Origin of the sequence: Segatella baroniae DSM 16972 = JCM 13447, assembly GCF_000426585.1 — a bacterium.
GTDB lineage: Bacteria > Bacteroidota > Bacteroidia > Bacteroidales > Bacteroidaceae > Prevotella > Prevotella baroniae.
The window spans coordinates 1-24,410 of record NZ_AUFQ01000024.1; the positions used below are offsets into that span (position 1 = coordinate 1).

The 24,410-nt window shown below is 40.8% G+C and carries 31 protein-coding genes and 3 pseudogenes; 28 read left to right on the forward strand and 6 right to left on the reverse strand.

Annotated features, from left to right (window positions below):
- Positions 1-896: DUF8464 domain-containing protein (locus tag K334_RS0111840; protein ID WP_036890407.1), on the reverse strand; the 896-nt coding region annotated here is incomplete at its 3' end.
- A gap of 180 nt (positions 897-1,076) precedes the next feature.
- Positions 1,077-2,378, reverse strand: a complete 1,302-nt coding sequence (locus K334_RS0111845; RefSeq protein WP_025881811.1) for a virulence-associated E family protein — start codon at positions 2,376-2,378, stop codon at positions 1,077-1,079.
- Positions 2,379-2,916: 538 nt separating this feature from the next.
- Here K334_RS0111845 and K334_RS0111855 point away from each other — a divergent pair.
- The 11 genes and pseudogenes from K334_RS0111855 to K334_RS15335 form a co-directional block, all read left to right on the forward strand.
- Positions 2,917-3,207, forward strand: a complete 291-nt coding sequence (locus K334_RS0111855) for a helix-turn-helix domain-containing protein (RefSeq protein ID WP_025881817.1) — start codon at positions 2,917-2,919, stop codon at positions 3,205-3,207.
- Complete coding sequence (locus tag K334_RS0111860) at positions 3,204-3,497, forward strand: helix-turn-helix domain-containing protein (RefSeq protein ID WP_025881818.1); 294 nt, start codon at positions 3,204-3,206, stop codon at positions 3,495-3,497. The genes K334_RS0111855 and K334_RS0111860 overlap by 4 nt, the downstream gene beginning before the upstream one ends.
- Positions 3,498-3,585: 88 nt before the next feature.
- Positions 3,586-4,005, forward strand: coding sequence for a VOC family protein (locus tag K334_RS0111865; protein WP_027445019.1), 420 nt, complete (start codon positions 3,586-3,588; stop codon positions 4,003-4,005).
- Positions 4,006-4,018: 13 nt separating this feature from the next.
- Positions 4,019-4,288 (forward strand): helix-hairpin-helix domain-containing protein, encoded by a 270-nt coding sequence (locus K334_RS0111870; protein ID WP_025881819.1) that lies wholly within the window; start codon positions 4,019-4,021, stop codon positions 4,286-4,288.
- Positions 4,289-4,517: 229 nt separating this feature from the next.
- Positions 4,518-5,132 (forward strand): DNA alkylation repair protein, encoded by a 615-nt coding sequence (locus K334_RS0111875; protein WP_027445020.1) that lies wholly within the window; start codon positions 4,518-4,520, stop codon positions 5,130-5,132.
- Positions 5,133-5,140: 8 nt separating this feature from the next.
- Positions 5,141-5,386: a P-loop nucleotide/nucleoside kinase family protein gene (locus K334_RS15320; RefSeq protein WP_238319161.1), complete on the forward strand. Its 246-nt coding sequence runs from the start codon at positions 5,141-5,143 to the stop codon at positions 5,384-5,386.
- Entirely contained in the window at positions 5,356-5,742 is a 387-nt protein-coding gene (locus tag K334_RS15325) for a hypothetical protein (RefSeq protein WP_238319163.1), read from the forward strand. Before K334_RS15320 ends, K334_RS15325 begins: the two co-directional genes overlap by 31 nt.
- A gap of 93 nt (positions 5,743-5,835) precedes the next feature.
- Complete coding sequence (locus K334_RS15330) at positions 5,836-5,937, forward strand: DUF3781 domain-containing protein (protein WP_238319166.1); 102 nt, start codon at positions 5,836-5,838, stop codon at positions 5,935-5,937.
- 9 nt (positions 5,938-5,946) lie between these two features.
- Positions 5,947-6,507: a GNAT family N-acetyltransferase gene (locus K334_RS0111885; protein ID WP_027445021.1), complete on the forward strand. Its 561-nt coding sequence runs from the start codon at positions 5,947-5,949 to the stop codon at positions 6,505-6,507.
- The gene (locus tag K334_RS0111890) at positions 6,508-7,038 is read left to right on the forward strand and encodes an HXXEE domain-containing protein (protein WP_025881820.1); all 531 of its coding nucleotides are present in this window, start codon (positions 6,508-6,510) and stop codon (positions 7,036-7,038) included.
- 25 nt (positions 7,039-7,063) lie between these two features.
- Positions 7,064-7,141 (forward strand): annotated as a pseudogene (locus tag K334_RS15335) (class I SAM-dependent methyltransferase); the annotation flags it as partial.
- Between the two features lie 63 nt (positions 7,142-7,204).
- On the opposite strand, the gene K334_RS14015 reads toward K334_RS15335, so the two are convergent.
- The 3 genes and pseudogenes from K334_RS14015 to K334_RS14580 form a co-directional block, all read right to left on the reverse strand.
- Positions 7,205-7,567, reverse strand: coding sequence for a GNAT family N-acetyltransferase (locus K334_RS14015; RefSeq protein ID WP_238319165.1), 363 nt, complete (start codon positions 7,565-7,567; stop codon positions 7,205-7,207).
- Positions 7,568-7,878: 311 nt separating this feature from the next.
- Positions 7,879-8,283 (reverse strand): hypothetical protein, encoded by a 405-nt coding sequence (locus K334_RS0111900; RefSeq protein ID WP_025881821.1) that lies wholly within the window; start codon positions 8,281-8,283, stop codon positions 7,879-7,881.
- Positions 8,280-8,480 (reverse strand): annotated as a pseudogene (locus K334_RS14580) (tyrosine-type recombinase/integrase); the annotation flags it as partial. The gene K334_RS0111900 and the pseudogene K334_RS14580, both read right to left, overlap by 4 nt.
- 285 nt (positions 8,481-8,765) lie before the next feature.
- On the opposite strand from K334_RS14580, the gene K334_RS0111910 reads away from it, so the two are divergent.
- The 16 genes and pseudogenes from K334_RS0111910 to K334_RS0111985 all read left to right on the forward strand — a co-directional run bounded on the left by K334_RS0111910 (position 8,766) and on the right by K334_RS0111985 (position 22,841).
- Positions 8,766-9,995 (forward strand): site-specific integrase, encoded by a 1,230-nt coding sequence (locus tag K334_RS0111910; RefSeq protein WP_027445022.1) that lies wholly within the window; start codon positions 8,766-8,768, stop codon positions 9,993-9,995.
- 25 nt (positions 9,996-10,020) lie between these two features.
- Positions 10,021-11,223: a site-specific integrase gene (locus K334_RS0111915; protein ID WP_025881822.1), complete on the forward strand. Its 1,203-nt coding sequence runs from the start codon at positions 10,021-10,023 to the stop codon at positions 11,221-11,223.
- Positions 11,224-11,645: 422 nt separating this feature from the next.
- Positions 11,646-12,719, forward strand: coding sequence for a GapS4a family protein (gapS4a, locus tag K334_RS0111920; protein WP_025881823.1), 1,074 nt, complete (start codon positions 11,646-11,648; stop codon positions 12,717-12,719).
- A 1-nt stretch (position 12,720) separates the two neighbouring features.
- Positions 12,721-13,845 carry a GapS4b family protein gene (gapS4b, locus tag K334_RS0111925; protein WP_143739064.1) on the forward strand — a complete coding sequence of 375 codons (1,125 nt, stop codon included), beginning with the start codon at positions 12,721-12,723 and terminating at the stop codon, positions 13,843-13,845.
- A complete protein-coding gene (locus K334_RS0111930; protein ID WP_373277807.1) occupies positions 13,845-14,885 on the forward strand; it encodes a nucleoid-associated protein in 1,041 nt (346 codons plus the stop codon). Before gapS4b ends, K334_RS0111930 begins: the two co-directional genes overlap by 1 nt.
- 47 nt (positions 14,886-14,932) lie before the next feature.
- Positions 14,933-15,664 carry a DUF6088 family protein gene (locus tag K334_RS0111935; RefSeq protein WP_025881830.1) on the forward strand — a complete coding sequence of 244 codons (732 nt, stop codon included), beginning with the start codon at positions 14,933-14,935 and terminating at the stop codon, positions 15,662-15,664.
- Positions 15,649-16,623, forward strand: coding sequence for a nucleotidyl transferase AbiEii/AbiGii toxin family protein (locus tag K334_RS0111940; RefSeq protein ID WP_036890408.1), 975 nt, complete (start codon positions 15,649-15,651; stop codon positions 16,621-16,623). Before K334_RS0111935 ends, K334_RS0111940 begins: the two co-directional genes overlap by 16 nt.
- Entirely contained in the window at positions 16,623-17,237 is a 615-nt protein-coding gene (locus K334_RS0111945; protein WP_027445024.1) for a DNA alkylation repair protein, read from the forward strand. Before K334_RS0111940 ends, K334_RS0111945 begins: the two co-directional genes overlap by 1 nt.
- Before the next feature lie 98 nt (positions 17,238-17,335).
- A complete protein-coding gene (locus tag K334_RS0111950) occupies positions 17,336-18,268 on the forward strand; it encodes an IS982 family transposase (RefSeq protein ID WP_081658099.1) in 933 nt (310 codons plus the stop codon).
- A gap of 43 nt (positions 18,269-18,311) precedes the next feature.
- The gene (locus tag K334_RS0111955; RefSeq protein ID WP_025881834.1) at positions 18,312-18,905 is read left to right on the forward strand and encodes a type 1 glutamine amidotransferase family protein; all 594 of its coding nucleotides are present in this window, start codon (positions 18,312-18,314) and stop codon (positions 18,903-18,905) included.
- A gap of 27 nt (positions 18,906-18,932) precedes the next feature.
- Positions 18,933-19,340, forward strand: coding sequence for an SRPBCC family protein (locus K334_RS0111960; protein ID WP_027445026.1), 408 nt, complete (start codon positions 18,933-18,935; stop codon positions 19,338-19,340).
- A gap of 16 nt (positions 19,341-19,356) precedes the next feature.
- Positions 19,357-19,887, forward strand: coding sequence for an HXXEE domain-containing protein (locus K334_RS0111965; protein ID WP_025881835.1), 531 nt, complete (start codon positions 19,357-19,359; stop codon positions 19,885-19,887).
- Between the two features lie 33 nt (positions 19,888-19,920).
- Positions 19,921-20,769 (forward strand): AraC family transcriptional regulator, encoded by an 849-nt coding sequence (locus K334_RS0111970; protein WP_025881836.1) that lies wholly within the window; start codon positions 19,921-19,923, stop codon positions 20,767-20,769.
- 96 nt (positions 20,770-20,865) lie between these two features.
- Positions 20,866-22,225 (forward strand): annotated as a pseudogene (locus tag K334_RS0111975) (MATE family efflux transporter); the annotation flags it as partial.
- Positions 22,226-22,240: 15 nt separating this feature from the next.
- The gene (locus tag K334_RS0111980; protein WP_036890409.1) at positions 22,241-22,492 is read left to right on the forward strand and encodes a hypothetical protein; all 252 of its coding nucleotides are present in this window, start codon (positions 22,241-22,243) and stop codon (positions 22,490-22,492) included.
- 22 nt (positions 22,493-22,514) lie between these two features.
- Positions 22,515-22,841, forward strand: a complete 327-nt coding sequence (locus tag K334_RS0111985) for an RteC domain-containing protein (protein WP_036890411.1) — start codon at positions 22,515-22,517, stop codon at positions 22,839-22,841.
- Positions 22,842-22,929: 88 nt separating this feature from the next.
- On the opposite strand, the gene mobA is transcribed toward K334_RS0111985, so the two are convergent.
- Positions 22,930-23,346 (reverse strand): conjugal transfer protein MobA, encoded by a 417-nt coding sequence (gene mobA, locus K334_RS0111990; protein WP_404828108.1) that lies wholly within the window; start codon positions 23,344-23,346, stop codon positions 22,930-22,932.
- 766 nt (positions 23,347-24,112) lie between these two features.
- On the opposite strand from mobA, the gene K334_RS0111995 reads away from it, so the two are divergent.
- On the forward strand, positions 24,113-24,410 hold a 298-nt coding region (locus K334_RS0111995; protein WP_027445030.1), incomplete at its 3' end, for a DUF3408 domain-containing protein.

Below are 24,410 nucleotides of genomic sequence, written 5' to 3' on the forward strand. Positions count from 1 at the left end.
TCACGGACACGACTGACATGAAACTCGTTGAGGTCTTTGAAGTCTCTATAATACACTGCCATATCTTCTACCTTAAAACCTGTGTTTACAAATTCCTGCACAGCTTTTCGACCTGCATCGTCATTATCAAGAAAAGCACGAACAGAGGTTATATTTCTTTTGTTCAGGTAGTGAATACTTCTTGCTACATTACTCACGGAGTTCATCACGAGACATTGGTTGGTTACTTCCTCTTTCATTGAAAGAAAAGAGAGAAAGTCCATAAATCCCTCGAACAAATAGACAGGCTGTTCCATGTCCTCAAATATCGGAGTGATGTCCTTCGGGGCAATCGTTCCCTTGAACGTATTGTTGTCTCGAAGTTCATAACCACCTGAAGAATTGGCAAAGCCGATGGCTTCATATCTTCTTCCCCTTACCTCGTAGCTGATACATTTGAGAAAGGGTGTTGCCTTTTCCAAATCAATGCAGCGTTCCTTTTCGAGATACTCTTGTAAATGCGGTGGCAGGGTGTCTGATATGCTTGTCAGTCTCCTTGTTCCGCTTGCTGTTACATCCTTTCTTTGATTTGGACTGATAGATGTTTCTCTCTTTGAAGAATTGTAGCTGTGCGCTGTATGCTCTAAAGCTTTCTGTCCCAAACGGCAGATGGCTTCCGAGAGCGTGCAGCCTTCCAAGCGCATATAAAGGTCAATAATGCTTCCACCTCTACTTTCGGCATAGTCTATCCAAAGGTTCTTTTCCGTGTCCACCTTGAAACTCGGGTGTGTCTCCTCTCTGAACGGTGAGCGATACATTGCATAGGTAGGTGTCCTGCGGACAGGCCTGACACCCTTCCTTTCGAGATACTTCATAATGGAATATCGTTTGATAAGTGATAAATCTTTTTCTTTCATTGTTTTGATACTTTAATGGGTTGAATGATAATTATTTATGTTTGTCTGTTTTATAGTTTTACCGTTTCCAAAGTTTTCCCCTCCAAACTTTTTCATCTTTCTTCTTACTACATACTATTTTGTGATAAGTAATTGATAATCAACAACGATTAGTAGTATAGGACGACACTACACATTCTACTACATTTGGTTACTACAAGATTGAAGGAGCGGGCAGGGTAGGATTTTCCTAATCTTGTAGACATAGATGGGGCTGCCTCCGTTTCTTCGTTTGCTCACCTTTATGTATCCTGCTTTCTTCAAGGCTTCGCCCATACGCTTGGCAACAAGTGGCTGGTGGGTATAAATACCCAGATAGGTGAGTATCTCCGTAGTAGTCATTAACGAATAGCTTTCATCCTCCGTTGGCTTTTCAAAGCAACGCAGCAAGAGTTCTATCTCAGCGGTCTGTACTTGAAAGTCTTCACTCTCCCTGTATAGTTCGGCAATCTCATCATCATCAAACCAATAGCGAAAACCTGACTTTAACAGGGCTTTGGCTTCAGCATAGACATTGTCCATTGAAATACGCTTGGCTTTCTCTATGTCTATGGAAAGAACTTCAAAGGGCAGGAAGCGTCTGCTGCCTGTCGGGTCTGTAAGAAAGTCGTTGCCGTTCACCGATGCCACGAAGCTTGCCAAGTGGGGATGCTCCTCTACATACTTATCATACGGCATACGGTACTTGACCATCGGACAGGTAATGAGGTTTTTCAGCTCGTTCTCATCCCGCTTATTAGGGGCTTTGAGCTGGTCGTCTATATTTACGATAAGGTTCTGACCGATATAAGTGAGTGTGTCTTTCTCCTGCGGATATATTTTTCCTGTGTAACTGTAACCGTGCAGTGCTGGGGGACAGAGCAGGTCAAGGAACGTGGTCTTGAACTTTCCCTGCTCACCTGTCAACACAAGGCAGGTATGGTTACGGCATTCACGGTCGTCCATCGCATTGGCGACCACCGCCACAAGCCATTTGGTAAGATACGGCAACCATTTGTTAGAATTACGGACAACAACGCAGCTTGCCAAATCGGAAATTGCTTTCGGTGAAAAAGAAGGCACATTACTATCCCTACAACCAGCATCATCACAGCTACTGCTATCACCTATATCTATCAATGGCAACCCTTTTAAATACTCCTGCACGGGATTGATACGGGGAGAAAAGCTGCTTTCAATGATGGAATAAAGGTTCTCGGCAGAAGTCGCTATGCCTTCATCGCAATCAAGTTCCCTGCGAAGTGTGTTGATTTCATAGCGACCAACCTTTACAAAACTACTATTACCCTTACTGCGATATTCGGTTCTGCCCAATACCGTGTTGTATCTGAACTCATAGTGTGTGGAGAGATAGTTTTCTATCTCTGCGTTCTTGGAGGGACTCCTCTTTCGATGAAGATTTCTCCTGCTGTCTATATTGCCTGCATCTGCTTTCTTTTTCATTATTCCCTTGAATTGGTTTCCAAGAGTGAAGTTAGGGTGAGAATGTGTAACTTCCAAGCATTCAGAGCCTTCTTGCATAATGTTGCATCAGTCTGCTGCTAAATTCTTAGGGAAGCAAGCCAAAAAGAAGAGCATTTATTGCCTCATTAAGCAAAAATCAGATGGTAAGAAGGAAAGGTTGGCTGAAATATCGATGTCGTTGTTTGCTTTCAGATGCAGTTTTTGCTTCAACAAGCAACAGACCATTGATTGGAGCATATTTATATCGTATTACTGTGCCAACCTATTCCACTACGACGTCACAAGCTGCCACTTGGATGAAAAGTGATGGAATAAGAAATGTCCTATCTTAATTTTGCAATGAAAGAAAAAAGACGGGGCAGGAAAACGCAAACCGATGGAACGGATTGCTCTTTTCCTTATTGTTCCCTATACTTCCCTACTGTTCCCCACGGCTTTGAGAGGTGTACGCACGCCATTACCTTTGCCAGCAGAAACAGGAAAGAACTGAAACAACAAACAATAACAAAATATGATTATGAACTATTACGTCATTACAGAAAGCAATTGGGCAAAGCTGCGAGATGAAATCTTGAGCCTTGCAGAATGTTGCCACCAAGCATTCGGAGAAAAGAGTAAACACACCGATTGGCTGCACAACGGAGATGTGTGCAAGCTGCTGAACATCAGCAAGCGCACCTTGCAGCATTACCGCGATACGGGCATACTGCCGTTTACGCAAATTGGGCATAAGTGCTATTACAAACGTGAGGATGTGGAACAGCTGCTCCTTGCAAAAACAGACAAACCTAAAAACAACAGAATATGATGGAAATGGCAAAAGATTTGAACATGGAAAGCGACGAGATGCAGCTGGTTGTCTCGGCGCTAAGAGGTGTGGAAAAAAGAATTGTGGAAGTGTCGGATACACACAAACCACTCTTTGCAGGAGAACTTTTCCTCACGGGTAAGGAAGTGTGCGAACGGCTGTATATCAGTCCCCGTACCTTGCAGGACTACCGCGATAGGAGAATCATTCCCTACACGCAGTTTGCAGGGAAGATACTTTACCGATTGTCTGACCTACAGCGAATTTTGAAGGAGAATTATCGGAGATAAAGCATTTGCAAGAGATATTTTTTGTCGTTTTCTTTGCCTTCCTCCCTATAAATGAGTAACTTTGGGCAAATTCTATAATGTACAACTTATGAGACAGAAATTCACTTTGATTACATTGGGAGTAAAGGACTTTCAAAAGGCATTGGCTTTCTATGAGGGATTGGGCTGGAAGAAGTCGGAACAGAGCCAGGAAACTTACGCATTGTTCCCTTTGGGTGGGATAGTCTTGGGGATATACCCACTGCAAGAATTGGAAAAAGATACGACGTTATACCATCAACAGACTGCCTTTTCGGGCATGACAATCAGTTATAACGCCATATCGGAAGAGGAAGTTGATGCCGTGATGCAGGAAGCCCAACGGCTCGGAGCAACCATTGTGAAACCTGCACAGAAAGTGTATTGGGGAGGATACAGTGGCTATTTCAAGGATTTGGACGGCTATGTGTTCGAGGTAGCCTACAACCCTTTTTGGCAGATTGACAGAGACGGAAATCTTGTCTTGTAGTTTGTCAAGTGCAATGACCAAAGAGCAGACAATTAAGGAACTGATGGTGATTCCCGGAATAGGGAAATCGCTTGCAACCGATTTGTGGAATATCGGGATAACCTCCGTTGCAGACTTGAAAGGCAAAGCCCCCGAAGTACTCTTTGCTTTGTCCAACGACTATACTGGAGTGGTGCAGGACCGTTGCGTACTGTATGCTTTCAGATGTGCCGTTTACTTCGCACAGACACTGCCTGAGCATCGGGAAAAGGAAAAGCTGAACTGGTGGTTTTGGAAGGACTAACATACCGCATTAAATATAAAGCATTTCCAAGAGGCACTTTCTTGTCGTTTTGCAACCATGCAGAAAGAATATGTTGAATACCCCCTCAAAAGATGCCGAGCGATTACGAGATTGCTCGGTATCTTATTGCAATAAATCAAGTCTATTTGCGTTATTAAACTTATAGAAACAAAGCATTCAAAATTAAGTAATATAACAGTTTCAAATAACGAAGTAATACCAGAAAATAATGGAAATAAGTGATATACTTAATCGAATACTGCAAATAGAGCATGGTTTCCAACACATCATTGATGGAGCCGACGAAATCCTTTCTACATACTCAAAAGAACAGTGCTTTGAATTTGTACTTGAATTGTTAAAGCACGAACCCTATCAAGCCCGAATGTTGGCAGCAACGATATTGGGTAGATTGGCAACAGAGGATAATAATGCACTTTGCTTTCTGAAAGAGCGAATAAGCACCGATGAAAATTGGCGCGTGCAGGAAATGCTTGCAAAGGCTTTCGATGAAGTTTGTAAACACAGAGGGTATGAAGTTTCTTTACCTCTCATCGAAGAATGGCTGAACGATAATAATCCTAATGTTGTCCGTGCTGTAATGGAAGGATTGAGGATTTGGACAAGTCGCCCATTCTTCAAAGAAAATCCTTCAATTGCTATTGCCCTAATCGCTAAGCACAAGGCACATAAGAGCGAGTATCTTCGGAAATCCGTGGGAAACGCTTTGAAGGATATAAGCAAAAAACATCGTGAATTGATACGAGCCGAAGTACGACAATGGGATTTATCCAATCCACGAGTTCTGTTTACTTATAAACTTGCAACTAAGTTGTTGAAATAAAGATTGCAATGAATAAAGCGATTCTCTCTATATTCTCTGGACTGTCAGCAGTAGGAAAATCCACGCTTGCAATGTCTGTTGTAAAGCATTTCGGAGCGGTTTACCTATGCATTGATACCATTGAACAAGGCTTGAAAGACTTGTGCCGTATCAATGTTGAGGGAGAAGGCTATCGGTTGGCATATCGTATGGCAGTCAACAATCTGCAATTGGCAACAATGTCGTGGCTGATTGCTGCAACCCTATTGAACTGACAAAGCAAGAATGGGAAGATGTTGCTGTCAATGACAACTGTCGTTTCGTAAACATTGAGGTTGTTTGTTCGAATAAGACAGAACACAAGAAGCGTGCAGAACAGAGAAATGCAGAAGTAGCAAATATGAAACTCCCTGTGTGGGACGATATAGAAAACCGAGAATATCACGAGTGGCACAAAAGCCGCATCGTCATTGACACGGCAGGAAAGACCATTAAACAATGCCAAACCGAGCTAAAAGAAAAGGTTGCCGATAGTCTTTCGCAAAAAGAAGATGGTCGAGAATATGAAGGCATAGACGATTCGCTGAAAGCAACTATCATAGAAAAGCTCTGTTATACAAAATTTGTATGACAGAATAAATCGAAAGCTCAGACTCCATCTATCGCCACAAGAAATAGAAAGTTTATTTCAGACATTATCAAGCATACAGACACGAGTCATTTCCTGAAAAAAAGAAAGAACTATTATATAACTAATGATACAGAACATATCCGTATCACCGTTAACTCTTTTACATACAGAGTTATTACAACAGATAAAATATAAGAAAAAAGTATGGAACTACAAACAGAACGCCTCTTGCTACGCCCCTGGCACGAAGATGATGCCGAGGCGCTTTATCGTTATGCCTGCAATCCCAACATTGGGCCGATTGCAGGCTGGCCGCCACACACAAGCGTTGAAAACAGCCGAGAAATAATCAAAACCGTCCTCTCGGGCGAAGAATCCTACGCAGTTGTATTGAAAGAAACCGGCGAACCCATTGGCAGCATTGGAATAATGACCGCAAGAAGCGAAATTCACACTGTGAAGATTTCAGACACTGAATGCGAGATTGGTTATTGGATTGGTGAACCCTACTGGGGACAAGGATTGATTCCCGAAGCTATACGCGAAATACTTCGTCACGCCTTCGAGGATTTGCATCTTTCTTCCGTTTGGTGCGGTTATTACGACGGCAATGAAAAATCGCGTCGTGCACAAGAGAAATGCGGATTCATTTATAGTCATACAGAAGACAATAAACCTGTTCTATTGTTGAATGAGGTTCGCACGGAGCATTTTACCAAAATCACTTTAGAGGATTGGAAAAACAACATCGGTAACTTGAAATAAATGACAAGAATAAACTTGATAATGATGCTTCTCCCTGTCGTATTCATGGTTCACGAATACGAGGAAATTATTATGTTTGGACGTTGGATTGACAGAAACAGGGAAGAATTGAGAAAACGATTCCCTAAAATCGAATCGTTCTTTACCCGACGAGGAGTTTTCGATTATTCCACTTCCACCTTTGCTATTGGTACTGCTCACGAGTTCATACTTATTTCTGTCGTTTCGTTTTGTTCCGTTTGGACAGGAGAATATCAATGGTGGTTTGCTGCATTGGCAGGGTATTCCGTTCATCTATTAATACATATCGTGCAATGGATTGTATATCGGAAATATGTGCCGGTTATCATTACCAGCCTCCTAACATTACCTTATTGCATCTATGCTTTTGCTGAATTTTCAAAAATCACAGTTCTATCTTCCTTCCAAATGGTTTTATGGGCAGTTATTGGCATTGTTCTAACCGTGCTAAGTTTGTTTTCTGCATTCTTTTGTATGGGCAAATTTCAACGATGGGAAAAGGAAAAATAAATAGTAAATCAACAAGAAACAAACGATGGAAGATTATTATAAGACAAATAAGGAAGCATGGAATGCAAGAACCAAGATACACCTGTGTTCCTCGTTTTACAATTAGGATAAAATCAAGAAAGGGAAGTAAAACTACTCTGTCGCATTGAGTTAGATAAATTCGGATTTATCTGCATCTCTTCATAATGTATTTCAGCCTTGGAGTCTCAATTACTTCATTGATTTCAACCCCAAGTTTCTCATAAATCCTCTTTGCTTTTTGGTTGAAATCAAAGACCGTTAGGGAAATACTTTTAATATTATCATCCTCAAGAATGAAATCTACAAATCTTTTTAGGGCCTCAGTCCCAAAGCCCAATCCTGTTTTTCGGGGATCTATTACAAATCTACCTATGTGTATTTTATCCTTGCCAATTCGTACTTCTTGTATCATTCCGATAAATTCCCCTTGGTTGAATATCGAAAACACATTTCCCAAGTCCTTTATTTTATCATAGTCCAGCGGGTAAGAAATTTCGGAACCATCCATTGTTCCTGAAACTCTTTTCCTTGTTCGTTGGACCATTCACATAAAAGCAAGGCATTGTCTTTATTTATTCCCTTTTCAATTCTAATATCCCTCATCTCGTTAAAAGTTTCGGTTATATTGCAAAGATATACAAATTGTTTAAAATATAAGACAAGCATCGCCTTGCTTTTCGTTGTAACTTTGCAAACTGTAGTTTGTTGTCGTAACAGCGATTTCTCCTTTCTGACTACACGCCAATCCTTTTTCTTTCACCGTATTACCTTTTCTTGTAGTTATGTAGTAAGATAATATCGGTGAAAGAGAAAAGTATATCAATTGATACTGCCACTGCAGTGTAGGTATATCTGCTCCACTACAGGTAAAGGGCGTTGTAGCTCTCGACAGATGTATTTCCTGAAGAAGTATGCTTCCATGCTGTCCAATTGATAAGACAGGGCGATGATGATAGTAAGCGGATAAAGCAAGGCGTAACCTCGCAGATGTCCGTTTACGAATACTTCCTGCTCCCCTGTATCCCTTTCGTCGGGTTGCAGGGGAGAGACTTTTAGTAGAAGTTGCAGACGATAATTGAGTTTCCTCCATGTTACACCGAAGAAATCTACCAATTCGCTCTCTGTCATTGCTATTTCGCCTTTGCCTTTGCGAATGATTTGCATATTATCGCCCCACTCGAAATAGCTGCGGTCTCCTTTTGTTTGATGATGATTGACATTCATACGGCTTCCTCCCTTATTTCTTCTTTTTGATGTTTCCTTATCAACCTGTCCATATCCTCAGAAATCTTGTTATCTGTCACCTGTGCGTAGATTTGAGTACTGGATATAGAGGCGTGCCCCATCATCTTGGCAATACTCTCTATGGGTATTCCTGCACTTAAACTCAGCGTGCCGAATGTGTGCCTCGCCGTGTGGTAAATACAAGCATAAGCAAGTGTAAGAGGAACATAGGTATAAATAAGGTAACTGGTTGTGAATTAATCGTTTTTCTATATTCTGCAACAGATAGAGGTAGGCAGAACTGTGTGGGATATTGAGACCTTTCAGTTACCAAACCGTTATCCTGTTGTTTCCCGAACAAACTGAGGTAACGATTATTGGAAGATTTTTTCTCATCTCGTTTCTTTCTGTCTGTTTATCAATGTTTTGCTTGTCAAAAAACGCTTTAACAACGGGTAATTTTGCCCATAGAATTAAAGCATATGAAAATAGAGAAATTCAAGGTGTTGCTCTACCTCAAAAAGAGCCGATTGGACAAGTCGGGCAAAGCCCCCATCATGGGACGTATCACCCTCAATCGTTCGATGGTGCAGTTCAGTTGCAAAATCTCCTGTACGCCCGATTTATGGAATCCTCGTGAAAGCCGTCTGAAAGGCAAGAGCCATGAAGCCGTGGAGACTAATGCGAAGCTGGACAAGCTGCTGCTCTCCATTCACTCTGCTTTTGATACGCTCGTGGATAGGAAAGCAGACTTCGATGCGGAAGCCGTCAAAAACCTGTTTCAAGGAAGTCTCGGAACGCAGATGACTCTGTGGGGAATGACGGACATTGTCTGCGAGGAATTGAGGAAACGTATCGGGATAGACCGTGCAAAGGGAACTTACCCTGCCTATATCTATACCCGGAGAACCTTGGCAGAGTTCATCGAAAAGGAGTTTAGCACCAAAGACGTCGCTTTCGGTCAGATGACGGAGCAGTTCATTCATGACTATCAGAGTTTCATCTTGGATGATAAAGGACTTGCCATAGATACCTGCCGGCACTATCTGGCTATCGTCAAGAAGGTATGCCGAAAAGCCTACAAGGAGGGAGATGCCGACAGATGCTTCTTCGCCCACTTCAGCCTTCCCCAACAAAAGGAGAAAACACCGAAAGCCCTAAGCCGGGAATCCTTTGAGAAAATCCGTGACTTAGAAATCCCAGAACATCGCACTTCCCATATCTTGGCAAGAGATCTCTTTCTCTTTGCCTGCTATACGGGAACAGCCTACGCCGATGCCGTTTCCGTTACACGTGACAATCTGTTCACGGATGACAATGGCAGTCTGTGGCTCAAATACCGCCGCAAGAAAAACGAGCTTCGTGCCTGTGTCAAGCTGCTGCCCGAAGCCCTTGCCTTGATAGAGAAATACAGGGATGACGACCGTCAGACTCTCTTCCCGATGTTGCACTATCCCAATATGCGCCGCCTCATGAAATGTCTGGCTGTCCTTGCCGACATCAAGGAAGACCTGACCTACCATGCCGGCAGGCACTCGTTTGCATCGCTGATTACCTTGGAAGCCGGCGTTCCTATCGAGACCATCTGCAAGATGCTGGGGCATTCCAACCTGCAAACTACTCAGGTGTATGCGAAGGTTACGCCCAAGAAGCTTTTCGAGGATATGGACAAATACATCGAAGCGACAAAGGATTTGAAACTCATATTATAAACACCCCATAGATAACAAACGAATTATGCGTAGTACATTTTCTTTATTGTTATACATCAACCGAAGCAAAGTCCGCGCAGACGGCACGACCGCCGTACTCTGCCGAATCTCCATTGACGGGAAAAGTACGACGATAACCACCGGCATCTCCTGCAATCCCAAACAGTGGAATGCCAAAAAGGCGGAGACCGTAGAGGTGCGGACGAACAATCGCCTGAAAGAGTTCCGCAAGCATGCGGAGCAGCTCTATGATGAAATGCTCAAAGAGCAGGGTGTGGTCAGTGCCGAACTATTGAAAAACAAAATTGCAGGTCATGCGGTCATTCCTACCCATCTGCTCAAAATGGGAGAAAGGGAACGGGAACGCCTTGCCGTCCGCTCCAAGGAAATCGACTCCACTTCGGCTTACAGAAGCTCACGGTATTACCAGAGCTATATCCGTGAGTTCTTGGACTCGAAAGGTAAGACGGATATTGCCTTTTCGGATATCACCGAAGAATTCGGACGGGAATACAAGGTCTACCTGAAGCGATATAAGAACTTCGGGGCATTGCAGACCAACCATTGCCTTTGTTGGCTGAACAGACTGATGTATCTTGCCGTAGACCATGAGATCATCCGTGCCAATCCTTTGGAAGAACTGGAGTATGAGAAGAAACCACCCTCCAAGCGGATGCACATCAGCAGGGCGGAACTCAAACAACTGCTGGAACTGAAACTGCCCGTCAATGCCCCTTTGAAGGAATTGGCTCGACGGACTTTTATCTTCTCCTGTTTTACGGGACTCGCCTATGTCGATACCCAACTGCTGTATCCGCACCATATCAGGCGGACTGCCGACAATAGAAGATACATTCGCATCAACCGTAAGAAGACGAAAGTAGAGTCATTCATTCCCCTGCATCCGATAGCGGAGCAGATACTTGATTTGTACAATACGACCGATGATACGCAGCCGGTCTTCCCTTTGCCAAGCAGAGACATGATGTGGTTTGAGATACACGAACTCGGTGTCATCATCGGGCGAAAGGAGAACCTCTCCTACCATCAAGCCCGACACAGCTTCGGCTCGTTTTTGATTTCCGAGGGGATTTGTACGGAGAGTATCGCAAAGATGATGGGACACGCCTCCATCACCAGCACGCAGACCTATGCGAAGATTTCCGAGAAGAAGATTGCGGAGGATATGGACAGGTTAATCGAAAGAAGAAAAAACAATGAATATTGAATTACTATGAAAAGAGAAATATAAGCATTGGGGAAAATGGGAATATACACATTCCGACTGCTCCCGTTTGGATGTTGGTTTGCGAGATTACCGACCTGTTCGGTGTTTTACAGAACTAACTCTGTAATCTTCTCATCATGTTCAGAAAAGATGTTTTCTATGAGAATATAAAGACACTATGCTTTTCCATAAGGATAGTTTGGTAAAACTATGCGATATAGATGTTTCTGTTTAATTGTTTTTACGCTTATAAACGCAGAAGTCAAGGATTCTTTGCTGATGGTAGTCAGTAGAGAAGACCAACTCTAAGAGAAAGCAAGTCTTCAATCATCCACAGTTATATGCTTCCCTTCGGAAGTACTTAAAAGGATTTTCGTGTTTTCTTTGGTATAAACACGAAAAATGTATACCTTTGTGACGACTTGGAATACAAACTTCGAAAGGGCCTAGGCAATGATAAGATATTACAAGCCAACGCACTCCGCTACGAGGTACACCTGAAAGAGCAGGAAGCTATTGCCCTAATGGAAGCGGTAATTGAAGGAAATTTGTTGAATTTTAAATATAAAAAAATCATGGGAGAAAAATCGAAGAAAATAGGCGAATACGGAGAAGATTACGCCGAAAAATTTTTCAATTCAATCGGCTGGGACAGTTTATCCAAAGGTATTGAATTGAAATGCAGTAATGAATTACATCAAAATAAAAATGGGAATCCCTCTCGAACACATGGCATAGATTTTTTATACACTTACCAAAGCCCACTTGTAGATGGGCAGTTGAATAATGTAATAATTTCAGTCAAAGATCAAAATTATCCCAATAATCCCAATACAAAGTTTAGGGAATTTATGAAAGAACTAATAGCAATGCTTGAATGTTATGACTGCTCCGAAGAAAAACAGAAGGTGTTAAAAAATTATCGGTGTAATTCAATAAATGACGTTGGTATTTTATTTTGGATAAACAATACTGGAAAATCCGATACAGACTTAATCAAATCAGTATCTTCTGTAAGGCTTGAAGATACAAGGGATAATACCATTTATCTAGTTGATAATAGAAGAGAAACTTTCATATTAGAAGTAATGAAGTTTATTAAAACAAAAAACGATTTTCAATATTCTTTCTATTATCCTTTGACCGGTCGAAATCTCAACCCTCAGAATAGAAGTAATGCAGGGAAAATTCTCCCAATTGAGTATCTTAACTCTAGTGTAATTCCAATAAAATTAGAGAAAAAAAGCAATAACAAAGAGATTTCATTGTTTTTGGCAACAATAGATCATTTTGAAGCGGATGAGTTTATGCGTCTAATGGGATTGGCGAAGGATATTTCGACAAATTTAGTTGGAGAAGTTATCATTGCCTTTCCCGATTATGACCAATTGAAACATAGCAATGTCGTTAATGAATTGAAACAAGGATTCCAAGATGCCGATTTTACAAAAACTGTTTCTGTTGTAAATTATATTAATCCTATAAATGCTTTATAATATGAATGTAGAACATAAAGATATAGACAAGTTTATTCCATATGGGGAAATGCTTCGTGGATATGCTAATCAAAATATAATATCCAATGCAGAAATACACAGAATACTGAAAGAACGAGGCATCTTTACTTTAAATCAAGAAAAGGAATATACCGTACCAATATTACAGACTTTGTTATTGTCCCCAAAAGAATTTGAGGAAGTTAGAAATTCATTCTCTAAAAAGGAAGATAACGAAAAAGCGTTTTCGAGAGAAATTAATTGGGCAATAACTAATAATATATTTGTCCCTGAAATACTATCGGTTGATATTAACGATTATTTGAAGAAATCATTACCTACTTGCGAACTTAAACAACCAATTCTTTTTACCAAATTAAACAATAACCAGAACCATCTGATTGCTGAATTTACAATTTGTCGCCACGATAGAAACAAATCTTGGTTCGAACAGACCAACGAATTCACCGGGAAAGTTGAGTTTATTAATGAAAATGGGAAAGGGAATATAAGAATTACCCATACTGCACCAGAAACAAAGGATTTGGCGGAACAAATAATAAAAGTGCAAGTGAATAAGTTTAAACAAAAAGGTCTTATTAATCAAGATGAAAAACCAAGAAAGATTCTTTTTTCAGAATTTTCCAATGAAACACGATTTGTGTTTTTTTATAGACTGACAACTCATTTGGATACTGAATATTTTTCTTGCGAAAACATAAAGGATATTTCGATTAAACCAGAAGAAGACATTGCACTTCCAGAAGAAATTAAATGGATGGACAAATTAAAAAAGATACTACTATCGGGAGATTCCCTGGATAAAAAAGATTTTATGAAAGACAATAAGTTTCATAAGTCTCTAGTATTGTGGAATATTGATGCGGCTTTTACGTATGATTATATGGGTGAAAAAGGTAGGATGACCTTGAGTTTAGGTTTTTCGGATTATTCTTCAAAGGCTAATAAATCTGAATTTGAAATTAATATATCTCAATTCAATACTGAACGTAATTTGGGCATACGAGACAAAAGGAAATTAAAATCACAGATACTATCTGAAATGGACAGACAAAAATCTATTGTATATAATAATTTTTTGGCATACGTAAATAACAACAAATAATGAGAATTGTATATTTAGATACCTATATATCAAATATTTGTTTGCATATAGTTGGTAATAAAATTGCAGATGAAGGATTGTTATTCTCCATACTACCTACAGAATTAAATAGTAATATTAAGAAAATTTTAACAATATATTTTATTAATTCTTTCACATCCGAAGAATATTATCAACTCTACCACGAAAGTGATTTGGTGTTGAATGAGGTTTATACCTATGTATCCAAGATTTTCGATGAGCCTGAGCAACTTTATGAACAATCGGTAAATCTGACAAAACATTTGTATGAGCAAAGCACCCACCCAAAAATCAAAGGCGGAGAGTTTTATACTGTCTATTTTAAAGACTGTATATTAGATGGAGAAACTCTTGATGCGGTGGGCTTGTTCAAGTCTGAGAACAAGGATACTTTTTTGAAAGTATTGCGCGAAAATGGCAATTTCAACTTGGAGAGCGATAAGGGTATCAATATTAAAAAGTTGGACAAAGGCTGCCTAATTTTCAATAAGGACAGAGAAAACGGATATGTAGTTGCTGTGGTTGATAATACCAACAAGGGCGTAGAAGCTCAATACTGGATTGACAATTTCCTGCATGTCCGCCAACGTAAAGACAAATATGCTAATACACAAAATTTTATGGCGTTAGCAAAAACCTTTGTAACCAAAGAATTGCCTAAGGAATTTGAAGTTTCCAAAGCAGACCAAATTGATTTGCTTAACAAGTCATTAGATTTTTTCAAAGAGAAAGAAACTTTTGATATTAATGATTTTGCCCATGAAGTAATTGCTCAACCCGAAGTGATTGAAAGATTTCATCAGTATAAGCAGGAGTATGAGACTCAAAGTGATATTGTCATTGATAATCAGTTCGAAATTTCCGAATCTGCTTGTAAAAAGCAGCAACGCTCCTATAAACGGGTCATCAATTTGGACAAGAAAATCCAAATAGTCATTGCTGGTAATCGCCAAAACATAGAACAGGGAGAAGATGAGCGTGGAAAATTTTACAAGGTATATTATAAAGATGAAGATTGAATTGTGTAATAAAGTATTCGTGTTTTTATCGGAGTAAAAACGAGTTTATGAACGAAAATATTTCAGAAATAGTACGAAATAAAATAGAAAAAACGGATTATGGTATCGTGTTTTCCGCGAGCAATTTCCCTGTTGAAGTTACCAAGCAAAAGTCAGTAAACAAAGTCTTGGAAAACTTGACTAAAGCTGGTGAAATTCGACGCTTATCGAAAGGGCGATATTATAAAACAAAGATGACAGAGTTTGGCGAGCTTATGCCCAGCAGTTATCAGATTGTAAAGGACTTACTGGAAGAAAATGGCAAACTGATTGGTTATATTACAGGATATCAAATTTTTAATGAGCTTGGATTGACTACACAAGTTTCTGCCATTTTGCAGATAGGAACCATCAAAGATAAGAAAAGCACAAAGCGTGGTTATTACAGGATAAAATTTATAAAACAATGGAATACAATCACAAAAGAGAATATTCCTCTTTTGCAGTTGCTCGATTGCCTTCGTTTCTTCAAAAATATTCCTGACACTAACCCTGCGGATAGCAGTAAAAAACTCTTGGGGCTATTATCTAAGTTAAGTGAAATTCAACGCAGCAAAATAAAAAAACTGGCTTTAAAATACACTCCGCAGACAATCGCATTATTGGGTGCAATGCTTGAAGTGTTGAATCCGAACGAAGATGTTCTGATATTGCAAATGTCGCTTAATTACCAGACATTTTATAACTTATCAATTCCGCAAGAAATATTGCCTAATCAAAAGAAATGGAATATAAGATGAAACTGCACGAAAATCAACATCTGTTTGCCCAACTACTCAATTTTGCAGCAAACACCCTAAAGGTAAGACCAGAATTTATCGAGAAAGATTATTGGATTACTCATGCATTACAGAGAATGTCTCAGAATGTCAATGCCGAGAAAGTTGTTTTTAAAGGAGGAACATCTCTCTCTAAAGCATACCGCCTAACCAATCGCTTTTCTGAGGATATTGATATTGCTGTTATTGATGCGGATTCTTTTTCAGGGAATCAACTAAAAACATTCATCAAACGACTTGCTAAGGATATGTCAGCCGATCTAAATGAACTTGTCGTACCCAATGTTACAAGTAAAGGTTCTCGCTTCTACAAGGCAATTTATCAATATCCAAACTTGGTTGGGCTAACTTCTTCCGCAGTGAAAGCAGGACAGATTCTAATCGAGGTTAATACCTATGCTAACCCATATCCATACACCTATCAGGAAATCAGTTCTTTTTTAACAGAGTATCTTATGACTATCGGCAGGGTGGATTTGATAGAAGAATACGATTTGAAACCTTTCTCAATTAATGTTTTAGACAAACAGAGGACGATTGTGGAAAAATTGGTTTCACTGTTTCGTTTTTCATTTGAGGCAGATACCATTAAATCTTTATCTTCTAAAATCCGTCATTTCTATGATTTGTATTATTTGATAAACGATGATGAATGCTATGATTATATTCAATCGCCAGCTTTCCAAAGCGATTTCCAAGAATTATTTATACACGACCAACAACAATTTTCCGAACCTGATGGTTGGTGTACAAAAACCGTCAAGGATTCTCCTTTATTTAAAGATTTTCAGGGAATATGGATGAAGCTTAGTCCTAATTATCGGAAAGAATTAACGCCTTTGGCGTTTTCCGAAATTCCTAACGAAATGTTGATAGCGGAAAATTTCATAAAGGTCTTAAATAATTTATTGATTCAGTAATGCGCATAGATAAGATATTAAGCAATATTGTAGCTATCGAACACGGATTTCAGCATATTCATGATGGGGCTGAGAAAATCTTTTCCACACACTCAAAGGAACAATGTTTTGAACTTGCCTTTGAATTGTTCAAGCACGAAGCCTATCAAACCCGAATGTTGGCAACAACGATATTGGGTAGATTGGCAGTAACGAATAATGATGCACTTTGTTTTCTGAAAGAACAAGTAAGCACTGATGAAAATTGGCGTGTGCAGGAAATGCTTGCAAAGGCTTTTGATGAAGTTTGCAAACATAGAGGATATGAAACGTCTTTACCAATCATCGAAGAGTGGATAACTGACGATAATCCGAATGTAGTCCGTGCCGTAACAGAGGGGTTGAGGATTTGGACAAGTCGTCCATTCTTCAAAGAAAACCCATTGATGGCTATTGTTCTAATCAGTAAGCACAAGGCACACGAAAGCGAATATCTTCGGAAATCCGTAGGAAACGCTCTAAGGGATATAAGCAAGAAGCACGCAGAATTGATACGGCAAGAGGTGGAGCAATGGAATTTATCCAATCCTCGAATTATGTTCACTTATAAATTTGCAGCGAAGTTGTTAAAGTAACGTGAGTTCGATGAAATTTAACTGATTGATTATTAGGAAAATAGCGAAAGTTTTTGTAACTTTGGAATAACAACAAACCAAATACAAACACTTTCGCCATGACGATCGCCAAAGACAAAATTATGGAAATTTTCTGTATGGCGGATGATTTCTGCCATGTTTATGACAGATTTATCAAGATTAACGGACTCGCCCCGCAGCGGGACAAGTCGAAGAGGAAGTACCACCGGGACAGCACGCTGTCCGATGCCGAGGTAATCACCATTATGATACTGTTCCACCTGTGTGGATATAAATGCCTGAAACACTTTTACTTGAACGAAGCCCGCAACAATATGACCGACCTGTTCCCACAGACCGTTTCCTACAATCGCTTCGTCGAACTGGAGCGAAAGGTTGCCGTGCCATTCATCCTGTTCGTGAAGAAGTGCTGCATGGGAGGCTGCACCGGAATCAGCTTCGTGGATAGTACCGCCCTGCGTGTTTGCCGAAACCAGCGCATCCATCTGCACAAGGTCTTCAAAGGACTTGCCCAGCGGGGACAGTGCTCTATGGGTTGGTTCTATGGTTTCAAACTGCACCTGATCTGTAACGAGAAAGGCGATCTGCTGAACTTCATGCTTACGCCCGGCAATGTCGACGACCGGGAGCCGCTCAGGAACAAGTCCTTTATCGAGCAAATCTTCGGCAAACTGGTCGGTGACAAGGGATACATCTGCAAGGATCTCTTCTCCAAGCTCTTTGTGGAGGGTATTCAACTGATTACAAAACTGAAGAGCAACATGAAAGGTCAAATCATGACCATTGGAGACCGCCTCCTTCTCCGCAAGAGGGCGCTGATTGAGACCATCAACGACGAGCTGAAGAACATGGCCCAGATTGGGCACTCTAGGCACAGGTCGGTCGTCGGCTTTACGGTCAACCTCATGGCTGGTCTGGCGGCCTACTCGTTCTTTCCGAAGAAACCGATGATCGATGTGGACCGAGTCTCGCCGTATGAAAATGGGCTTATCCAACTGTCTCTCTTTTAGTTATAATTCGTCGAACTCACGTTAAAGTAAAAAAGATATATCAATGAAACAGAAAGTTTTATTTATCCTGTTAAATGAATACACAGATTGGGAGGGAGCTTTTCTCTCCACGGCCCTTCATGTGGGCGTGATACCGGGTGGCGAAATAAAATACGAAGTGCATACCGTTGCCCCGACATCGGATGCAGTCCGTTCTATCGGAGGTTTTAGAACCTTGCCCGATTATTCTTTCGAGAATATGCCGAAAGATTATGCCGCTTTGGTGCTTACCGGTGGCAACCGTTGGGACTCGCCTGAAGCAGAACTTGTCGTACCATTGGTACAAGAGGCTTTGGATAAAGGTAAAATCATCGGGGCGATATGCAACGGTGCTTCATTTCTATGTTCGCACGGTTTTCTGAACGACGTAAAGCATACAGGTAACGGTCTTGAGCAACTCAAAAAATGGGGCGGTACCGGTTATTCTAATGCGGAGAATTATGTGGAAGCACAAGCTGTCAGTGACAAGAATATTGTTACGGCAAACGGTGTAGGACATTTGGAATTCACTCGTGAGATGCTTCTGTTGCTGAAAGCCAACAGCCCCGAGCAGATAGATGCTTGGTATGAGTTCTATAAAAATGGTTTCGTGAGATAAAGTTATTTTTCTGAGATACTAAAATTTATGATCGTAACATCAAACATAAAAGCCACGTTTCCGTGCAATTTACAGAGCGTTTGGCAAGTTGTAACATCGCTAACAGACTATTCGTGGAGAAGTGATGTTGAAAAGATAGAAGTCATATCAGACACGCAATTTGTAGAAATAACGAAGAGTGGATATAAGACAACTTTCACGGTAACAAGACAAGAACCTTTTTGTTTTTGGGAGTTTGATGTGGAGAATGACAATATGAAAGGACATTGGGTCGGTGTTTTCAGTGGCAATGAAAAGAATGCTACGATTGACTTTACAGAACACATTGAGCCTAGGAAATGGTTTATGATTCCGTTTGTGAAGATTTATTTGAAATATCGGCAAGCCAAGTATGTCAGAGATTTAAGGAACGTGTTGAAAAGAGTACAGCCATAGATTTTTGGAAACCATTATGACGAAATTAGAATTGATAATGCTGCTTCTCCCTGTTGTGTTCATGATTCACGAATACGAAGAGATTATCATGTTCAGGCATTGGCTTGACAGAAATAGGGACGAATTGAAAAGACGTTTCCCGAGATTCGAGCAGTTTCTTGCACACAAAGGACATTTTGATTATTCCACAGCCACATTTGCCATTGGGACTGCCCACGAGTTCATTCTGATTTCCCTCATTTCTTTCTGTGCCGTATGCTTGGATGCTTATCAATGGTGGTTCGCTGCATTTGCAGGGTATTCCCTCCACCTTATAGTACATCTTACTCAATGGGCAATATACCGAAAATATATACCTGTTATCATTACCACAATCTTGACTTTGCCTTATTGTGTCTATGCCTTTGCTGAATTTGCAAAGGCTTCTGTTCTATCTCTTTTGCAGATGTTATCATGGACAGTAATCGGTATTGGGTTTACTACTCTTAGTTTACTCTTCGCATTTTTCTTAATGAATAGGTTTCAACAATGGCAGGATAGATATTGAGAGCGTATTGTCAATAACAAAATAATAGAAAACATGTCCCGGTTACCCATCCATAGAAGTTCACAACTCTCAGATTTCGGAGTCTATCTGAAGACTGTTGTCTCTCAGACATCTGCATCTTCGGAAAGATACGCCTTTTCTCATACCGACGATTATTATTTCTTTGGCTTCATAGAGGGTGGGCAATGCTGTCTGAATATTGATTTCGAGGAATACACTTTCGGGAAAGGAAGTCTGGCTATCATTCTACCCGGGCAGGTGCATCGTATCATCGACGCTTCCAATCTTTCTGCAAAATTTCTGGTTATCGACTCGGTATTGGTGGATAAGGAGGAAAAACGAACGCTTGAGAGATACGGTCGCCCTCAAATACAACTATCCGACATATCGGAACAGAAACTATTATTATCACTTCTTGACTGCAAACTGAGTGGCATGGAAAATCCATCTGCCAAAGCAGTCGTTCAGCGACTGACCACCGTCATTGTAGGGTTAGTCGTGGAGAACATTGTAAATGTAACGATAGCTCAATCCAAATTGCAGGGGACAGTGACCAGACACAAGGAAATAGTATGGGATTTTCGGGATTTGTTGGAAAGCAATATCCGAAGCAAACGTTCGCCATCATTCTATGCCGGGCGGCTGAACATTACCGTTGCCTACCTGAATGAAGCTGTAAATTCTGTTCTGGGGACAAGTGTGAGCCACCATATCCAAAACGAGATTATTTTGTTGGCTAAACGTCAATTGGTCTATACTACAGATTCCATCAAAGAGATTGCACATAGTTTAGGCTTTAACGATTACTCCTACTTCACACGGCTGTTTACCAAGGTTGCAGGCGTTTCTCCCACGCTCTTCAGAAGGACTTACCACGAATAGTGCTATCATTACCATTGTCCGTCTATTGTGACAGCTTGTATCCCACCGTACCTTTGCAGCGAACTTTATTCACTTAAAAAGATACGGATTATAAGGATGAACAACGCTGTGAATATTTTGCGAGAAGGAAGTATGATGAAAGCCCTGACAAAATTGGGGATACCTATTGTCATCGCAATGCTGATTATGGCAATATACAATGTGGTAGATACTTTTTGGGTTGCACGTCTTGGAACTCTTCCTGTCGCCGCTGTATCGGTTGTTTTCCCTATATCGTTGTTATTTCTTGGGATAGGACTGATGTTCGGTGTCGGAGGCGGAGTGTATATATCCCGTCTGTTGGGAGCGAAACAGGTTGTCAAGGCAAGTCAGGTCGCTTCCGTCTCAGTGATTACCTCTGTGATGTTGGCAGCTCTCATTGCCCTTGTGTGCAATGCGTTCCTGCCGGACATCCTACTTTTCATGGGAGCAAACGAGGAGATGATAAGTTTGGCAGAATCCTACGGCAGGCTTTTTATCATCAGTTGTGTCATAGGGACATTGAATGTGTCCATGTCCAATATCATTGTTTCACAAGGTGCGTCGAAGACATCTGCGTCGGCAATGATCATCGGCTCTATCGTTAATGTTGCATTAGACCCCTTGTTTATATACACTTTCAATTGGGGTGTGGAAGGTGCTGCATGGGCAACTATTCTTTCAAGAATCATCACGACAGCTATTTACATCCGTTTCCTTACGAAAGCAGAGGTAAAAGTATCTCTTGCCTTGTTCGCTCCCACGATAAGAATATACGCAGACATCATTAAGATTGGTATCTCTATGCTCTTTTTGCAACTACTCCAGACCCTTTCCATCAGTTTGTTGCAGAAAGCCGCTGTGAAATATGGGGCAGAGGCTGTCGCGGCTGTGGGTATCGTCCTGAAAATCGTCACATTGGGAACAAACGTGGTCTTCGGGTTTGTCAAAGGGCTCCAACCGATGGCAGGCTATAACTATGGAGCAGGCAATTTCCAAAGATTAAAGGAGGCGGTATGCTGTTCGTTGATACTCACAACCTCATTTTGTGTGCTCTGGAGTATTCTTATAGTCATTTTTACCTCTCCTATCATCAGTTGTTTCGGCAAAGACGAAACAATGCAAGAAATAGCAAGAATTGCGCTTAGAGCCAATACGATTATGTTCTTCACTTTCGGATTCCAATTTGTGTATTCCACACTATACATGGCAATCGGAAGAGCAAGGCAAAGTCTTCTGCTAAACATCGGACGGCAAGGTTTGTTTTTTATCCCTGTAATATTGCTGCTTCCATCGTGTTGGGAACTAAACGGAGTGCTTTATGCACAGCCTATTGCCGACGTCTTTGCAACTTTAATGACACTGTTCTTTGCTGTCCGAATTCATAAGGAGATAGATAGGTCATGAATCACATCTCACAACAGAGAATCTGCAATGTTTATTACTAAAAGATATGATTATGCTAAGACTTACTCAAACGGAAGAATTTAAGACGATAATTTCGTCTTGCTCTACAGAAGAACAAGAACAAAAAGCATCAGAGAACTTTATGAAGAGAATCATTGCTCTATGTGATGCAGAAGACGATGCCATCTCTTTGTTCCGTATTCTCCGCTATACTCGTTTTCGCTTACAAACTTTGCAAGCGGAGTATCTGATGGACGGAAAGGGGAAAAAATGTGTCGGAGCTACTATGTGTCATTGACACGGAGTTGAAGTTATTGAAGATGCGGATGCAGGGACATCTTTCTGCTTTGCCCATCAAATCTGCCAAGAAATTCCGTTGGACAGGTAAGGTAATAGACTTAGTCGAACTCCTTTATGCCCTTAACACTTGCGACTGCATTAACAATGGAGAGATCGGCGTAGAGGAATTAGCAGACGCTCTTTCCGAAATCTTTGGTGTAGAAATCAAGAACTGCTATAATGTTTACATGAACATGAAACGTCGTAAGGATGATAGTCGTACCTACTTCCTTGATGAGCTTCGAGAGAAACTGAACAAACGAATGGTGGAGAGCGACTTGAAAGGCGGAAAATACAAGAAGCGATAATCGCATTCAAAAGGTTAATCAGGCTTCCCGAAAGGAATAGGAAGCCTGATTTTCACATCCATGCAAGGTGTAATATGATATAATATGTCTATTGCCGATGTTGCCATTTCTCTTGAAATTCACGAGTGAGTTGTACGATTTTCCCCCCAATAATAGCCAATTCAAGCGTCATTTTCTCCAACTTGGCAAGCATTGCAAAGGCTTTTTTCTCCGTAAAATTGCTTTTCAAAGCGACTACAGTTTGGTTATAATTCACCCCAACACCGCGAAATTGTCCGTACAAAGTTGTCAGTTTTTGGTAGTAATCGAGCAACGAACGATCCACTTTTATCACTCGAAAGGTCTCATTAAATACCCTTGCCTTGATGAAAGCGGCTTTATTTTGAAGCCCTGATTGCTCGAACATCGTTAGAAAACAAGCAAATTCTGTGTCCGTAAATCGAACCATACAACAATGGCTGGCTCGTTCATTCTTGGGAGGTCGTCCCACATTTCTCTTTGTCATTACTTTGGACTTTAATGGTTTGTAATTCTCTCTTCTGGAAATCGAACGTGCTAAACACAATTGAAATCCATCAGAGAGCGTTCACGATAAAATAGCCAATCAAGACAACGAAAACTTCTATCCAAGAACACCGACTTTGGAGGTGTTCCGCCCTCTGCAAGAGCAAGGGTTTTGAGTTACCGAAATAATTTCGGGTAACGCAAGACATACCTTGCTATTTGCACTGACGCAAATAAATTCGTTCCGAAGAACGATATGTTATTCTCCCGAAATGTATGTTTTCAAAGCCATGAAATACCTACCTATCGCTTGCTGCAAAGTTACGACCTCTTGTCTCCAAAGCCATTAGGTGAGACGAAGCCACAACTAACCAAATCGAAGCCACAAGTACGCACTAAATAAAATCACGCTGATTACAGCATCACCGAGCCATATATTTGCACTGCCGAATATGTCGGTAATGGTATGTGTCTTCGATAATATCACGTTTCGATGAGCGATATGAGCGAGGGTGTATATCAAAGAGCATATCCTTGATTCTTTCACTCGAACGTGGGAATGTGCGAAAGCAGATACAATCGAACGATTGTATTGATGGACACTAATGAACATCTCCACAGAAAGGGTATGAACGAAAGGATATAGCCCTACTGATATAAGCCGATTATCGGGCATATTTTCGATAGCAGATGTATTCATATCCATCGGTAAATATCTTGACAACGTAATGAACAGTGAATTGTACGACAATAAAAATTAAGGAAGTATGACAGAGAACAAAAACGGCAAGGTAGATCCCGTTGCCATCCGAGAACTTATTTCACAGGGTATTCCCATGAAAAGAAAAGAGAGTGAGATAAAACGCTCTCAATCAGAAGAGCAGGGTGTCGAATCAGAATATCCAAATGACGAGCCAATATCAAAGGATTTTTCAAGAGTCCCAAGAAGAGAAAGGCGAAAGGCTGACAAGGGTGATTATGAGTCGCTTTTCATCTGTCGCAATACCTTGAAAAATCGCAAAACCATCTATATCGCCAAAGAGTTGCAGGACACGCTGGCAGAGA